Origin of the sequence: Loigolactobacillus iwatensis (assembly GCF_003950295.1) — a bacterium.
In the GTDB taxonomy this organism is placed as follows: domain Bacteria; phylum Bacillota; class Bacilli; order Lactobacillales; family Lactobacillaceae; genus Loigolactobacillus; species Loigolactobacillus iwatensis.
Genome location: NZ_RHNP01000007.1, coordinates 1 through 15,735, shown reverse-complemented (window position 1 = coordinate 15,735; position 15,735 = coordinate 1). Strand labels below are relative to the sequence as shown.

Annotated in this window: 12 protein-coding genes, 1 other RNA gene and 1 pseudogene; all 14 read left to right on the top strand. The window is 44.8% G+C overall.

Features of this window, described 5'->3' with window-relative positions:
* Positions 1 to 151 precede the first annotated feature (151 nt).
* Positions 152 to 248: signal recognition particle sRNA small type (gene ffs, locus EKM98_RS03275), an RNA gene on the top strand.
* Positions 249 to 640: 392 nt separating this feature from the next.
* Positions 641 to 2,368, top strand: a complete 1,728-nt coding sequence (gene dnaX / locus EKM98_RS03270; RefSeq protein WP_068223084.1) for a DNA polymerase III subunit gamma/tau — start codon at positions 641 to 643, stop codon at positions 2,366 to 2,368.
* Positions 2,369 to 2,816: 448 nt separating this feature from the next.
* The gene (locus EKM98_RS03265) at positions 2,817 to 3,134 is read left to right on the top strand and encodes a YbaB/EbfC family nucleoid-associated protein (RefSeq protein ID WP_178378335.1); all 318 of its coding nucleotides are present in this window, start codon (positions 2,817 to 2,819) and stop codon (positions 3,132 to 3,134) included.
* Positions 3,135 to 3,288: 154 nt separating this feature from the next.
* Positions 3,289 to 3,885: a recombination mediator RecR gene (gene recR, locus EKM98_RS03260; protein ID WP_068223089.1), complete on the top strand. Its 597-nt coding sequence runs from the start codon at positions 3,289 to 3,291 to the stop codon at positions 3,883 to 3,885.
* A gap of 2 nt (positions 3,886 to 3,887) precedes the next feature.
* Entirely contained in the window at positions 3,888 to 4,166 is a 279-nt protein-coding gene (locus tag EKM98_RS03255; RefSeq protein ID WP_068223093.1) for a YaaL family protein, read from the top strand.
* A 628-nt stretch (positions 4,167 to 4,794) separates the two neighbouring features.
* Positions 4,795 to 8,190: an SNF2-related protein gene (locus tag EKM98_RS03250; RefSeq protein WP_125980540.1), complete on the top strand. Its 3,396-nt coding sequence runs from the start codon at positions 4,795 to 4,797 to the stop codon at positions 8,188 to 8,190.
* A 299-nt stretch (positions 8,191 to 8,489) separates the two neighbouring features.
* On the top strand, positions 8,490 to 9,134 hold the full coding sequence (gene tmk, locus EKM98_RS03245; RefSeq protein WP_068223097.1) for a dTMP kinase: 645 nt from the start codon (positions 8,490 to 8,492) through the stop codon (positions 9,132 to 9,134).
* Between the two features lie 523 nt (positions 9,135 to 9,657).
* On the top strand, positions 9,658 to 9,990 hold the full coding sequence (locus tag EKM98_RS03240; protein ID WP_068223100.1) for a cyclic-di-AMP receptor: 333 nt from the start codon (positions 9,658 to 9,660) through the stop codon (positions 9,988 to 9,990).
* 1 nt (position 9,991) lies between these two features.
* Positions 9,992 to 10,972 carry a DNA polymerase III subunit delta' gene (gene holB, locus EKM98_RS03235; RefSeq protein ID WP_068223101.1) on the top strand — a complete coding sequence of 327 codons (981 nt, stop codon included), beginning with the start codon at positions 9,992 to 9,994 and terminating at the stop codon, positions 10,970 to 10,972.
* A gap of 96 nt (positions 10,973 to 11,068) precedes the next feature.
* Positions 11,069 to 11,857 (top strand): PSP1 domain-containing protein, encoded by a 789-nt coding sequence (locus EKM98_RS03230; RefSeq protein ID WP_068223103.1) that lies wholly within the window; start codon positions 11,069 to 11,071, stop codon positions 11,855 to 11,857.
* A 479-nt stretch (positions 11,858 to 12,336) separates the two neighbouring features.
* On the top strand, positions 12,337 to 12,711 hold the full coding sequence (locus tag EKM98_RS03225) for a DNA replication initiation control protein YabA (protein ID WP_068223105.1): 375 nt from the start codon (positions 12,337 to 12,339) through the stop codon (positions 12,709 to 12,711).
* A 346-nt stretch (positions 12,712 to 13,057) separates the two neighbouring features.
* Positions 13,058 to 13,924, top strand: coding sequence for a 16S rRNA (cytidine(1402)-2'-O)-methyltransferase (gene rsmI, locus EKM98_RS03220; RefSeq protein WP_068223108.1), 867 nt, complete (start codon positions 13,058 to 13,060; stop codon positions 13,922 to 13,924).
* Between the two features lie 28 nt (positions 13,925 to 13,952).
* A complete protein-coding gene (locus EKM98_RS03215; protein WP_125980538.1) occupies positions 13,953 to 14,714 on the top strand; it encodes an acyl-[acyl-carrier-protein] thioesterase in 762 nt (253 codons plus the stop codon).
* 803 nt (positions 14,715 to 15,517) lie between these two features.
* Positions 15,518 to 15,735: pseudogene (locus tag EKM98_RS03210) on the top strand (sugar transferase); the annotation flags it as partial.

Sequence of the window (15,735 nt, the reverse complement as noted above, 5' to 3'; positions counted from 1 at the left end):
GCCTTTTTTTTGTGGTGTTCATGCTAAAAAATCCATGGCGTTGGACAAAAACCACTACCAAGGTCGTTTTGGTTGGCTGTCAAAAAGATTTCTGATTTTTCAGGTCTAGCACTAGCTTTTTTCGGAATAGTTTTGTATAATAATAGTTGCCGAAAGGCCTTGAGACAATGTTGCGCTTACGAATCGTGTCAGATTCGGAAGAAAGCAGCACTAAGTAGGATGTGGCATGTGTCTCTTGTTTTTTTGATGATAAACAAGCTCTTAGTTGAAAGTGACTAAGAGCTTTTAATTTGTGCTTAATTATAGCGGTGGAATTATTTTTTGAGATTATTTTGGCCAGCGTCTTTACTGTTAATCTGGTAAAAGGATGGCCATTTTGGCATTAGTTGCCACGTGGCGGAGGTCGTTTTACTTGGCTGATTAAGCTATACTAAAGACTGGTTCGATGATTGCTTTTTCAAACGCAGTACACTTGAATGGCTAGGAAAAAGCTAGTAAAATTATTTTTCAAACGCAATCCGGCTTGCCTGCCACCTAAAATTTTTAGAATGTTGTTTGAACTACTATTATTTGATCACTGAAATAAACTAACAAAATGATTAATTGGTGTCTGAAAGAATCATGAAAGGAGGACGTTAATTTGGCCTATCAAGCTTTATACCGTACTTGGCGGCCGCAGAAATTTGCGGATATTGTCGGGCAGGAGACGATTACGAAAACGTTGCGCAATGCGTTAATTGCTCAGCAGACTAGTCACGCTTATTTATTTACTGGTCCGCGGGGGACTGGTAAAACGTCGGCGGCAAAGATTTTGGCTAAGGCCATTAATTGTCCTAATTTGAAGAATGGCGAGCCTTGCAATGAATGTGAAACTTGTAAGGCGATTACGGCCGGTACGCTAAACGACGTCATTGAAATTGATGCGGCGTCGAATAATGGTGTTGACGAAATTCGCGATATTCGGGACAAGGCGAAATATGCGCCGACTGCGGCCAAATATAAAGTTTATATTATTGATGAAGTCCACATGTTGTCCACGGGCGCTTTTAATGCTTTACTGAAAACATTGGAGGAGCCGCCGGAACACGTTTTGTTCATTTTGGCGACAACTGAGCCGCATAAGGTACCGTTGACGATTATTTCCCGGACTCAGCGTTTTGATTTTCGGCGGATTAATAGCCAGGATATTTATCAGCGGATGGTGTACATTTTGCAGGAAAAAGAAGTCACTTTTGAGCCGGAAGCTTTGAAGGCCATCGCGAAGGCTGCAGAAGGTGGCATGCGGGATGCGCTGAGTATTTTGGATCAGGTTTTGTCCTTTAGTGATAATCACGTGACGTTGGACAATGCGTTGCAGGTGACTGGCAGTACAACACGGGCGCTGTTGGCTGATTACATGCAAACAATTCAGGATCAGGCAACGGCTAAGGCACTGGAAATTTTGCAGCAGTTGTTGGCTGCGGGCAAAGATGCCAGCCGCTTTATTGAAGATTTAATCGAATATAGTCGCGACTTGCTCCTTTACCAAAAAGCGCCGGAAATGGTGACTGAAATTGAAATGGGCAGCGTGGATGATCATTTTAAGGCGTTAAGTCAGAGCTTGGCGGCGACTACCTTATATGAAGTAATTGATATTTTAAATGATATGCAGCAGCAATTGCGCTTTACTAACCACCCAGATATCTACCTGGAAGTGGTTACCGTGAAATTGACCCAGCTTAAGGTGGCGGCGGTCACAGCCCAAGTGGATCAGCCAGAGGTGCAATCAAAGGCGACTTCACAGGCTGCACCAGAGGCAACGGTGGCGGCGTTACAGGCGCAAGTTAAGCAATTAACTCAGGCGGTCGATCAGTTGCAGTCAAGTGAAGGTCAGGCTGCACCAGTTGCAGCGACACCGCGGCCGGTGAAACGGACGACTACTCCGGCGCGGCACGCCAATCCAGCGGCCGTTTACCCAGTACTCGACCACGCAACAAAGGAAAATTTACAGCAGTTAAAGGGCGTTTGGCAAGATCTATTACAAACACTGTCCGTGCAGTACCGTGCCTTAATGCACGCTTCAGAGCCAGTGGCGGCCAGTCATGACGGCGTCGTTGTGTCCTTTGATAACGACTTTTTATTGGAACGAGCCAGCAATAACCCAGAAATGGTTGATGGCTTAGAAAACGGCCTGGATCGGCTGGTAGGCTATACACCTAAAATTATTTTTGTCCCTCAAGATGATTGGCCGAAAGTCCGCCAAGCCTACATTGAAGAGCACCATCGCGGTAAACAACCCAAGGCGGACGAAAAGCCACAAGTGACCCCAGTTGTTGAAAAGGCGACAGAATTGTTTGGTTCTGCTAATATTGAAGTTAAGGATGATTAGAGTGTTTGAAAAAGCGGTTAGATTCTGAGGATTAGCCTAAACAGACGAATTATCTGTGAAACAGATGATTTGGCTGTTGTAGCTACTATTCCGCAATTGAGGATTATTAGCCAAGTGCGCTAATAATCTTGATGCTTCATCCGTTGTCCATTCAACTAAGGCGAAAAGCGCCAAGTTGAAACATGGCAACCGCAGGAATCTGCTTTTTCAAACACGTTTCCACTAAAATAGTCAGGTGAATACTAGTAAAGACAGTTCGCAAACGCGGCCTAGGTTTCTTACACTATTTACTTAGCCCAAACGTGCCTAAAAAGGCAGGTTCCTGTGCTTAGCCTAGATTACCAAATAATTTATTTCATAAATTTTTCGATAATCTAGGCTAATGCGTGGAACCTGAGCGACTTTTGCGACACTCTTGATAAACTTGAAAGGATTGATTGATAAAATGATGCGTGGAATGGGTAATATGCAAGGTATGATGAAAAAGATGCAGAAAATGCAGAAGGAAATGGAACAGGCACAGAATGATTTAAACGGCACTGCTTTTACAGGTAAGGCCAGTGATGACGCGGTTGTCGTTACTTTTACTGGTGATAAGCAAATGACTGATATTTCGATTAAGCCTGAGGCCATTGATCCTGACGATCCTGATATGTTGCAGGATTTGATCATTATGGCCGTTAACAATGCAATGAACGAGATTGATACTAAGACGCAAGCTACCATGGGTAAATATAGCAAAGGTATGAATATTCCTGGAATGTAGTTATTGTGCGTGAAGAAGCGTGATCATATTTTGAGAATTAGGTTAACGGGTTACTTTTACTGGGCAACGGCTGAGACGACTGTTGTAATTAATTTTCAGAATCTGAACGCTTTTTTGGATGTGTTACCTATTTAGCAGAAGAGAGGACGAGGGCATGCAATATCCAGAACCGATTGCAAAATTGATTGAAAGCTACATGAAGTTGCCTGGTATCGGTAATAAAACGGCGACGCGGCTAGCTTTTTACACAATTGATATGCATAAAGATGATGTGACTGATTTTGCCAAGGCGCTGATTTCTGCCCAACGTGATCTGCATTATTGCAGTATTTGCGGTAACATCACCGAGGAGGATCCTTGTGCGATTTGCCAGGATAAATCCCGTGATCAAAGCGTTATTTTGGTGGTGGAAGAGCCCAAGGACATCATGACGATGGAAGGCATGCGCGAATATCATGGCTTGTACCACGTGTTGCACGGCGTTCTATCACCGATTGACGGCAAGGGCCCGGAAGATATCAACATTGCCGGATTGCTGAAGCGGCTTCAAAATGATCAGGCCAAAGAAGTGATCATCGCCACCAACGCTACTCCAGAGGGCGAAGCAACAGCAACGTACATGTCACGGCTGATTAAACCGGCGGGCATCAAGGTCACGCGGTTGGCCCATGGTTTATCAGTGGGCAGTGACATTGAATACGCCGACGAGATGACGTTACTTAAGGCAGTTGAAGGACGGCAGGAGATGTAAATATGGCCAGCAGTTTTCTTGGGCGCCACAAGGGTCGGTCTTCAAAGCTGATCAAAGAATATGATGAAAAGCTTTTGGCCCAAATCGCGATGGCAATGAAAAATTGGAATAAGGTAAAAGATAACTCAGATCGAGTTATTAATGCTGCAATTGATGATGAGCTATACTACCAGCGACAATTGGCCAGGGCCAAGTACCTCTACTTGTACCACGAGGCAAGATTGCGCGGGACAAAAAGCGATCAGTTAATGCCAGGAACAGAGAAAAAGTTTTTGGAATAAAAAAGAGCAAAAAAAAGAGCGGTAGATTCTGAGGATTAGCCTAAGTAGGCGCTTTGGCCGTGAAACGGCCGAAGTGACTGCTGTAGCTACTATTCCGCAATTGAGGATTATTACTAGCTTTGCTGACGATATCGATCGGACTAGGGTGAACCGAAGTCCGAATCGCAGCCTAATACGCTAATAATCTTGATGCTTCATACGTTGACCATTCAACTACTACTTCGCAATTAAGGTTAGTTATTTGCAAGAAACGCAAATAACTCATGATGCTACGAATGTTGTCTATTCTTGTGGCAAAGTTCATGCCGCAAGAACTAGCATGCCGAAAAACGCCAAGTTGAAACATGGCAACCGCAGGAATCTGCTCTTTTTTTCGCGTTTGCTGCAGAGAAGGGGCAAATTCGCCCAATTAATTCTAGCGACGTAAAATTTAGTTTAAATCTAGTCGTTGTGTAGCAGGATGATTATTTACCTTAACCAGCGAATGAACGTTTAGTGGTGTGCAAAATACGAATTAATTTTAGATTCAGTCACTAATCTGACTGAATCTTTTCTTTTTTCAGCAGCATTATTGTAGAATAGGTAACAGTATAACGACATGAATTAGGCATAGAAGATGGAGCAAGCAATGGAAAAAAGAATAATACCAATCAAAATCTGGAATCGTGGCACAAAAATTGCCAATAATGGTGATGTTGTGATCCAATATATTGATAATGATCGGCAAGAGGTGGAAGCAACAGTCTTCGGAACTGAGGCATATGGCGTTACCGTCAACCAAAACGATGCCGGTAGCGATTTTTGTGAATGCCCCTACTTTCCTGGTCACGGTTACTGTAAGCATATTGCGGCCGTGGTCAAGTTGTTGAAGTCACAGGGGCGACCAATTGAGCAGCTATTTAATGACCAGACTGATGATTTGAATTTTCCTAAAAAGATGGGCGCTCATTACTTGTTAATCTCGGCGAAGTTTGAACAACAATTGTTGGATCATCCGGAAGCCGCACGGGAAGTTTACGCCAATAAACAGCAATACAATCAGTTGCGCGCTGATTTGGATGGACGGGCTAGCTTTTTTGCCAAGCCAGTCCTTAAACAAGCACTCCCAAAATCGGCGCTACCACCTGAATTTGAACAATACCGAAAAGCTCTGGAACCCCAGGCCAGTGGCGAATATTTTTTAGAGCAGATTCAATTACCAGAGAAGCATTATTTTCAACCACTGCAGGCGAGCACTGATACAGCACTACACTTAGAAGTGACCCTGGTTGTCGGTCAAACTGCTGCCGACTGGAGCTATCAGGAAGTAGATCGTTTCTTCATTAAATTACGGGTTGCCGGGGCGGATTCGAAATTTTATGTGGTCAGTAATATTGATCGTTTTTTGGCGGCATACCGTAATCATGCTGTGTATCAAACTAATGGTAAGCGGGAGTTTCAGCTTAGCGCCACTGCTTTTGCGCCCACCGAGCAAGCGTTACTTGACTTTTTAAAGCAGCTTGAAAACGAGGCCAAAATTGATATTTACGGGGCGAGTGCCAGTAGATACATGGTGCTGCCAACCTATAATTTTGCGCATACAGTCGCTTTATTGACTGCGTTACCCACGTTTTATTTTAAATCAGATGAGCAGACTAAACGCTATGAAACTATCAAGCTTGAAGCCTTCACGGCGGAGGCTGGCCTACTGAGTGGTGAGCTAGTGGCCAATGCTACTGGCTATAATTTGACAATTAAGGCTGATTTTCAATCGTTTGTCAATTCTAATTTAGTCCTCATCCGCCGAAACACGCTTTATCAAGCAACTAGTGAACAATTTAGAATTATTGCGCAGATCAACGATAATTATAATGAAGTCGTTGAATACCATTCTCAGCGTCACGCGCTGCATTTTCCGCTGGACAGTGAGAGTCAACTTAGTGATTTTGTAACTTTATTTCAGCAAGTTGGCATTATCAAGTTTCCGCCCCAGCTGGTAGTTAATAAAATGATTCCGCATTTTGACTTAAGTCGCGCTGAGCAAATCTTGGTATTAAAGTTGGCCTTCGAATACGACGGTGAGATCATTGACAGCAATGATATTGTTAAAAACAAGACGATTGTGCGTAATTTAGAAATGGAGGCACAGGCAGCTACTTATTTGCGCAGCTTGGAATTCCACCAACACGGGCGCAACTGGACTAAAAGTTTCACGGCGGCTGAAGCGTTGTACCGCTTCTTTGTGCAAGAGTTGCCTAACTTGCGTACCAACGGGGTGGTCACACTGACGCCAGAATTAGAAGCTTTATTACAGGATTCGGCTGAATTAACGCCAAAAATCGATGTTAGCCAGGCAGATGGGTTCTTAGCGGTTAGCTTCTCCTTTGGTGGGATCAATGAAAATGAGGTCGATCAAGTTTTAGAACAATTAGACGTTGCACAGCCGTTTATTGCGCGGCCTGATGGGTCAATCGTCCTTGTTGACGATGAGCTGAAAAAGGTGGCGGCGGCCTTGGTTAAGGTGCGTGCGCAAGGCAAGTTTAAACATGGACAAATGAAAGTCCACGCCTCACAAGCCTTGGCCATTCAAGCTGCACTGGGGGATACAGCAAACTTTGATCAGAAGTTTAAACGTTTGACCACTGATCTGGCCCATCCGGAACAGTTTGCGGTCGCCGCCAGCCAACCAGTTAATGCCAAATTACGGCCCTACCAAAAGCTAGGCGTTAAGTGGCTAGAAATGTTGGATTCATACCATTTTGGTGGTATCTTGGCCGATGAAATGGGGCTGGGTAAAACACTGCAGATGATCACGTTTTTGAATAATCATTTAGTGCCTGATCAAACTAATCTAGTCGTTTCGCCCGCGTCATTGATCTATAACTGGCAAGAAGAATTCGCTAAGTTTGCGCCGAAGATTGAGGTCGAAGTGGTTGATGGCACCAAGGCACACCGTCACCAATTGATCACAACCAGCTCGGCGGCAGTATTGATCACCAGTTATAACAGTGCTCGCTTAGACATTGAAGACTACCAGCAACGGGAGCTTAATTATTTAGTGTTGGATGAGGCCCAATACGTGAAAAATGGCAGCTCTAAAACCAATCAGAATTTGCGCAAATTAACGCCGAAAAATACATTTGCCTTATCGGGAACGCCAATCGAAAATCGCGCCGAAGAACTCTGGGCGATTTTTGCCTTGGTTATGCCTGGTCTGTTACCGAGCAAGAAGGCCTTCAACAAGTTGACGCCGGATGAAATCGCGGTGCGGGTTAAGCCGTTTATTTTGCGCCGTGAGAAGGTGGCAGTGCTAAAAGATTTACCGGCCAAGGTTGAATCTAATTTGTACAATGAAATGACCACGGAACAAAAGACTGTTTATTTGGCGCAGCTGAAACAGATGCAGATTACGATCAAGGGCATGTCCAGCGAAAATTTCGTAAAAAATAAAATTGCCATTTTAGCGGGATTGACGCGCTTACGCCAAATCTGCGACACGCCAGCGTTGTACGTTGATGACTACCAAGCGAGTTCTGGCAAGTTGGATCAGCTTAACGAAATCTTACACCAGGCAGTGGATAATCAACACCGGGTTCTAATTTTTTCCCAGTTTACCAGTATGCTGAATATGATTGAAGCGGAACTGGCCAAACAGAATATTGCGACCTTTATGCTACAAGGGCGGACCAAGCCTAAGGAACGACTGGCCATGGTTGATGCCTTTAACGCCGGCGAAAAGACCGTCTTTCTAATTTCACTGAAAGCTGGTGGGACTGGGTTAAATTTGACGGGCGCCGATACGGTGATCCTAGTTGATCTTTGGTGGAATCCGGCGGTGGAAGACCAAGCAACGGCCCGGGCCCACCGCATTGGTCAAACCAAAAAGGTGGAAGTTTACCGTCTAATCACGAAAGGCACGATTGAGGAACAGATCTATAAACTACAAGAAAAAAAGCGCAATTTTGTCGATCAAGTGTTGAGCGGCACGGAGAACAAAGGCTCATTGACCGAAGAAGAAGTCCGGTTAATTTTGGGGATCGAATAAGCAAAGTAGTGCTGGTCGCGGGTGAGCAGCACTATTTTTGTGCGGTTTAGTTCAGGCTATTCTATCTGAGTAACGAATTCCGCGGTTAATATCCTCGCAGGTTAGTTAGTGTAAATAAGGTAGCTATTTCTAAATAAATTTCAAAAGCAGGTCAGTGTCCGTTAAGACGGCCTTTAAACGCTGAAAAAGTTTTCAATCAAAATGGACAGCAGGGGTTTCTTAAAGTAAAATAAAGCTAGATTTAGCTTGAATCTGGCCTTAGTTAGGTTTGAGACTTAAATGAAGCTGGGGGAAGTAGTGTGATAGGCAGATTTATTACATTTGAAGGTCCAGACGGCGCAGGGAAAACGAGCGTCTTAACGGCGTTAGTCCCACGCCTGAAAGCGTTGGCCCAGGTGCCATTGATTGAAACTCGTGAGCCAGGGGGCAACCCAATTTCCGAAGCCATTCGGCAGATTATTCTGGACCCCAAAAACACCGCAATGGATCCACGAACTGAAGCATTGCTTTATACAGCAGCGCGGCGGCAACACATTATCGAAAAAATTCGGCCAGCTTTAGCGGCGAATAAATTAGTTTTGTGCGATCGTTTCGTGGATAGTTCGTTGGCTTACCAAGGTGCCGGTCGCGAGATTGGGGTTGCGGAGGTGGCACAGATGAACTTGTTTGCCACTGAGGCGCTACAACCTGATTTAACCTTATACTTGGATGTCCCATCTGAGGTTGGGTTAGCGCGGATTTCGGCTCACCGGCCGGATCAAAATGACCGTTTAGATCAGGAAGCACTCAGTTTTCACCAGAAGGTTCGCGGTGAATACTTGCAGTTAGCTAAAGATAATCCCCAGCGAATTAAAGTGATCGACGCGACACAAGCAATTGAGCAAGTGATTGCGGCTTGTCAGACGTTGGTGACTGCTAGTTTTCCGGAAATGTTTCGGGGATAGGAAGTTGAAACGTGGCAAAATCGGCAACTTACTCCATGTAGCTACAGAAATCGATTTGTCTGCTTCGCAGTCAAATTCGCTTTCTTAGGCTACATTCCGTAAGTTAAGCGTTGGTTTGGCTACTCTATTCTAAAACGTGGTAACACCGGCAACTTGTTCCATGTAGCTACAGAAGTCATTTTGCCCGTTACACGGTCAAAAGTGCCTTCTTAGGCTACACTCCACAAGTTAAGCGCCGGTCTTACCACTCTCTATTCTAAAACGTGGTAAACAGAGCAGTTTACTCCGTGTAGCTACAGAAGTCATTTTGCCCGTTGCACGGTCAAAAGTGCCTTCTTAGGCTACACTCCGTAAACTAGCGCTCTTTTTACCACTCTATTCTAAAACGTGGCAAAATCGGCAACTTACTCCATATAACTACAGAAGTCATTTTGCCCGTTACACGGTCAAAAGTGCCTTCTTAGGTTATATGGAGTAAGTTAAGCGCCGATTTGGCCACTCTCTCATAGGAGCGTGATTAACCATGAAGATGATTTTTGCCATTGTGCAAGATAAAGATAGTAATCGCCTGAGCTCTGAATTTGTTAATGCCAATATTCGGGCGACTAAATTGGCTAGTAGTGGTGGTTTCCTGCGTTCTGGGAACACGACTTTCATTATTGGACTTGAGGATGAACGGGTGAAGGATGCTTTGCGGATTATTCGCGAGACTTCTCACAGTCGGGAACAGTTCATGACGCCGCCGATTAATTTGGATAGTTCGCTTGATGGCGGCGAAACAGCCTTCCCGGTTGAGGTTCAGGTTGGCGGTGCGACGGTTTTCGTCATGCCAGTCGAACAGTTCCACCAATTTTAAGATGACATTTACAATTGAAACCTTGCAGGGACGCTTAGTTGAGCTATTTCGGCGGATTATTGGCCAGGGCCAGCTGAGTCAGGGCTACTTATTTGCCGGTGACACTGGGACTGGCAAAATGGAACTGGCTCAATGGATTGCGCTGCGGCTTTTTTGCCAGCACGTGGACGCCGCCGGAAATCCTGACGGGACCTGCAGTGAATGTCAGCGAATTTTGTCCGGTAATCACCCGGATGTCGTTGTTGTCGCACCAGAAGGGCAAACGATCAAAGTTGATGAGATTCGTTTTTTGAAAAGTGAATTGAGTAAGCGCGGCATGGAAACCAATCAGCGCGTTTTCATTATTCAAGACGCCGATAAGATGACCACTGGCGCCGCTAATGGGTTATTGAAATTTTTAGAGGAGCCAGCGCCGCAAACTTACTTGATTTTAACGACTTCTGCCAAAAATCAACTGTTGCCCACGGTGTTATCGCGGTTACAGATTATTGATTTTCAAGATTTGCCGCGGCCTGAATTGTTAAAACGGCTGCAAGCACAAGAAATTTCGGCCAACGATGCGGCCTTATTGGCGCACATGACTAATAGTGTCACCGTGGCCAGCGAATTGGCGGCCAGTGATTGGTTTAATCCGTTGAAGGAGCGGCTGTGGCAGTGGCTAACCCACGTCCAGCAGCATAACGGCCAGGCGTTCGTCGCGGTGCAGACGCAGATTGTGCCCTTGGTGAAGGATAAAATTGCCCAGGGCCAGGCTTTGGCAGTCATTTTACTGCTGTATCAAGATATTCTGGCGGTTCATTTTGACCAGCGCGGCGACCTTAGTTTTCCCCAAGCGGAAAAAACGTTGACCAGTTGGGCAGAAAATACGACGGTGGCGAAGTTACTGCAACAAATGGAGGCCGTTTTACAGGCTCAGCGTTATTTAAACGCCAATGTCAGTTTTCAGAATACGTTAGAGGATTTAACTTTGAAATTATTATAGTGGGTAGTTTTGTCATTATTTAAGTAGTTTGAGCAGGGATTAGCAGTAGTGTGGCAAATTTGTTCTTCTAAGCACTTTGAATTGGGGGGTCCAGGGATGGAAGTAATCGCAATCCGCTTTCGAAAAGCGGAGAAGTTAGCTTATTTGGAAAATAAATTACGAATTAAAGTCGGCGAAGCGGTTGTCGTGGCGGTCGATCACTGTGAGGAAATTGCGCGGGCGGCTCAAAGGCTTGAGCTTGATCCTAGCGAAATTGTGCTCAGCAATGAAGTGATTGAACGCACCGCTAGCCAACTGGATTTGGCCCACTACGCACAAAACAAAGTTGCGGCGGTAAAGGCTTTGCGGACGGCCAGGGAACAAGTCATGAAGTTGCACTTACCGATGAAATTGGATTTGGCCTACTACACGTTGAACAAACATAAATTAATTTTTGACTTTACGGCGGCCGGCCGAGTTGATTTTCGGGAACTCGTTCGTAGTTTGGCGGCCATTTTCAAGACCAGAATTGAACTGCGCCAAGTTGGTGTGCGGGATGAGGCCAAGATTCTAGGCGGCATTGGTCCTTGTGGCCGGCCACTATGCTGTTCGGAATTTCTCGGTGAGTTTGCGCCAGTTTCGATCAAAATGGCGAAAAACCAGAATCTGTCACTGAACCCAACTAAAATTTCCGGGCTCTGTGGCCGGTTGATGTGCTGCCTGAGTTTTGAAGATAAAACTTATGAAGCAGAAAAGGCGGCCATGCCTGATTACGGCAGCCGCATCGAAACGGCTGATGGTGGCGGTAAAGTGGTGGGAATGAATTTACTAACCCACGTTATCCGCGTCCGGTTGGATGGCCATGAAGTGCCAGTGGAGTATGATTTGGACGAGATCAAAGTGTGATGAAAAGCGGGTAGCTTCTGAGGATTAGCCTAAAAAGGCGGCTTATCCGTGAAACGGATGAGACGACTTTTGTAGCTAACCGCAGGAAGCTGCTTTTCAGCACACGATTCAGAAGAGAAGACTGCACTTGTGGACTGTATAATCTAGGAGAAAGTTTTGGCTGTGCAACGGCCGAAGGAACTTCTGTAGCTACATGGAGGAATTTGCTTTTCAGCACACGATTCAGAAGAGAAGGCTAAGGCTGTCTGGACTTGCGAACTGTATAATCTAGGAAGAAGTTCTGGCCGGTGCAACGGCCGAAGGGGCTTTTCTGTAGTTATATGGAAGAATTTGCTTTCAGCACACGATTCAGAAGGAAGAGCTAAAGTGGCGACTGACTTTAAAGTGTCAGCTTAAGAGCTAAAGCCAAAGTCTGATGTAGTTTTCAAAGCAAACCCAGCACCCCACCAACAAACCCTGCTTTAAGAAAGGTGAGTAATTTGGACAAACGCGAATTGTACGATAGTTTCGTTAATTTAGAGCAAAATACCCAGCAAATGTTGGCCAAGATCGACGAAATGAAAACCGACATGACGCAAATCTTAGAACGCAACGCCGAGTTGGAGATCGAGAATCAACACCTACGCGAACATTTAGAAGAACTCCAAACGCCAGAAAGCGAGGCGGCTCAGGCCAAGAGATCAGATGCCAATGGGGCAGATGATAAAACCCAGCAACTGTCAAAGTCCCGGGCCAACCTGGAAAAGCTTTACGAAGAAGGCTTTCACGTCTGTTACCTAATGTACGGCTCAAGAAGAATCGACGACGAACCATGCGCTTTTTGCTTGGACGTGATTTATGGAGAAAGACACTAGAGTGCCCAAAATGGCGCCTAACTTGTGGAATGTAGCCTAAGAAAGCGAATTTGACTGCGAAGCAGACAAATCGATTTCTGTAGCTACATGGAGTAAACTGCTCTGTCTGCCACGTTTTAGAAGAGAATGCCCAGCCTTGCGTTCAGGAAATGTAGCCTAAGGCACTTTAGCCACGCAACGGCCAAAATGCCTTCTGTAGCTCTAGGTAGTAAGTTGCCGTTTGTGCCACGTCTAAAAGAACCCTCTTCTGAACAGCACTATCCATTCCATTCCATAATCGATTTCGTCACGGCAGGTCCAGTTCAGCGAGGAAGAGCCTCGCTTTTTTAATTGAGAAAGGAAAATTATGAACGCACAACAAAGTTTTGCCGCCCATGATTGCGGCAGTCTGTACCTTGTCCCAACGCCAATCGGCAACTTGGAAGATATGACCGTTCGTTCGATTAATATCCTAAAAGAAGTTGATCTGATTGCTGCGGAGGATACGCGTAATACCCAGAAATTACTGAATCATTTTGAAATTGAAACTAAACAAATTAGTTTTCATGAACATAACACCCAAGAACGGATTCCAACTTTACTTAAACGACTGCAAAATGGGGAAAGCATCGCCCAAGTGAGTGATGCCGGCATGCCGTCCATCAGCGATCCTGGCCATGAATTAGTCGTGGCCGCCATCAAGGCTGATATTCCGGTCATTCCGATTCCCGGGGCCAGCGCTGGGTTAACGGCACTGATTGCTTCCGGATTAGCGCCACAACCTTTTTATTTTTACGGCTTTTTATCCCGCCAACACAAGGCGCAAAGCGATGAATTGGCCAAATTAGTCAATCGCGAAGAGACGACCATTTTTTATGAGGCACCCCACCGACTGAAAAAAACTTTGCAGGCGATGGCTAAGGCTTACGGCGCGGATCGGCAAGTTGTTTTGGCCCGAGAACTGACGAAGAAGTTTGAAGAATTTCTCCGCGGGAGTTTTCAGGAGGTTCAGGACTGGTTCAATGACCACGAAGTTCGCGGCGAATTTGTGATTTTGGTGACGGGCAACACTAATCCAACGGCGGAAGTTGATCCTTACGCTGATCTGGACAACAACGCTTACGTGGCGGCCTTGATGGAAGCGGGGATGACCACTAAAGACGCCATCAAACTCGTTGCTAAGCGCCGGGGGGTACCAAAGCAGGACGTTTATCGCAGTTACCATGAATTTTAAAAAAATGCGCAAATAAAGGGGTAGGCAGATGGGAATAAAATACACAGAAGATCACCGGGTGACTTATTACGAGGGTGACACCAAGGATCAAATGACGCTGGCAATGCTGATCAACGTGGCCATTTTGGTCTCTGAGCACCAGAATGATGCCTTAGGGATTGGCAACGACTACATTCATGAATTCGGCGCCGGCTGGGTGGTTACCCAGTACAGCCTTGAAATTAAGCGGATGCCGCGGGTGGACGAGACGGTCACGTTTGGCACCGAAGCAACAGGCTTTAACAAATACTTCTGTTACCGTGATTACTGGGCGCAGGACGCTGCTGGCAATCGGTTGGCCACCATTCACAGTATTTGGGTGTTGATGAGTTACGAAACGCGGAAAATGATTGCCGTCATTCCGGAAATTGTCACCAAGTACGAAACGGCAAGTGTTAAGGGCGTCAAACACTTTCCCCGCATTAGTCGGATCGACGCCGGCAAAGAAGTTGCCACGCAAAATTACCGCGTGCGTTACTTCGATATTGACGGCAACCAACACGTTAACAACGCCCACTACTTCGATTGGATGTTTGACCACCTCGGCTTTGATTTTTGTAACGAGCACGATATTGCTACGGTTAACATTCGCTATGAGCGGGAAGTTAAGTATGGTGAGCTACCTGAAAGTCGGTATCAATTTGCGGCGACCACTGATGCTGGATTGGTCACTAGTCGCCACCAAATTATTAATAACGGGAAACGCTGCGCTGAGGCAGAAGTGGTTTGGACGAAACATGAAGCTAAATGAAGTGGGAAGGGCTGCCGGTGAGGTGGCTTTTTTTGTGAGTTTTCGCCAAACTGCAGTGGTGGAGCATTTTGGTTTGGGAACTGTGTGGAAGAGAACTATACTTTATAGTAGTTGTTTCATTACAGTCATTTGAATTAGTGACGGTGAGTTTTGGTTAGTCATGGCGGCCGCTACAGCTATTGAAGCCGAACCACTTAAACTAATGCAGCCGAACCACATTACTTGAGATTTAATTGTACAAAACTCACTGCTGCATCGGTTGGATTGTGAGTTATAATGTAATTGAAATAATTTCATTTTAAGTGATTGCTTACTTAGAAAAGGTATTGTTTAAAAGCAGACAAAGAAGTTCAAATCATTTTATTTTGAAATTGATTCAATTGAAGAACGGTTACTAATTAAACGAAGGAGAACTTTCTTTAACTAATTTCACAAAGTATAACTAAGTTGGAAAATTCTCTCATTTTCCAAGTAACCGGTTAACCTATTGGTATAGTACAATTTGAAGTGAATATTGATATTTTAAATCTAATTACTTGATTACATATATGTGACAATTTTTCAAAGTAGCTTGTGTCAGTGTAATATTATAGTTATACTAAAAAATGTTATGAAAAGCTTAAATTGGTTAAGTTCTATTTAAGCTGTAAAAAGTAATTAAACTGTTTTATTGAGTAAGAATTGTATTACATATAGATTGCAAATTAGATTTATAAACGTTAAAAAAATGACTTGAGCCAACTTGATTAGGGGCAAGTTGATTGATTTACGTGGACTATAAAGGAAGAATGGGTGGGAAATCGATGGAGTTACCGAAGGAAGAACAGCATTACAATTCAGAAGCTCAAATCATTTTAAATCAACAAATAATTGATCATCGTTTGGTTTATCGAAGTGGCAAGCGGATCTTTGATTTTGTTGCTAGTTTGTTAGGCTTAATTATATTGGCTCTCTGTCAAATCCTGTTGATAGCCAATTTTACAGCGTTAGAAGTTAGGCAACTTCTAATGCTGTTTTTTTA

Coding starts and splice junctions, on each gene's coding strand:
- EKM98_RS03215 (WP_125980538.1), top strand. CDS start 13,953: ATGGGAATAAAATACACAGAAGATCACCGGGTGACTTATTACGAGGGT.
- recR (WP_068223089.1), top strand. CDS start 3,289: ATGCAATATCCAGAACCGATTGCAAAATTGATTGAAAGCTACATGAAG.
- holB (WP_068223101.1), top strand. CDS start 9,992: ATGACATTTACAATTGAAACCTTGCAGGGACGCTTAGTTGAGCTATTT.
- EKM98_RS03230 (WP_068223103.1), top strand. CDS start 11,069: ATGGAAGTAATCGCAATCCGCTTTCGAAAAGCGGAGAAGTTAGCTTAT.
- EKM98_RS03265 (WP_178378335.1), top strand. CDS start 2,817: ATGCGTGGAATGGGTAATATGCAAGGTATGATGAAAAAGATGCAGAAA.
- EKM98_RS03255 (WP_068223093.1), top strand. CDS start 3,888: ATGGCCAGCAGTTTTCTTGGGCGCCACAAGGGTCGGTCTTCAAAGCTG.
- EKM98_RS03240 (WP_068223100.1), top strand. CDS start 9,658: ATGAAGATGATTTTTGCCATTGTGCAAGATAAAGATAGTAATCGCCTG.
- rsmI (WP_068223108.1), top strand. CDS start 13,058: ATGAACGCACAACAAAGTTTTGCCGCCCATGATTGCGGCAGTCTGTAC.
- EKM98_RS03250 (WP_125980540.1), top strand. CDS start 4,795: ATGGAAAAAAGAATAATACCAATCAAAATCTGGAATCGTGGCACAAAA.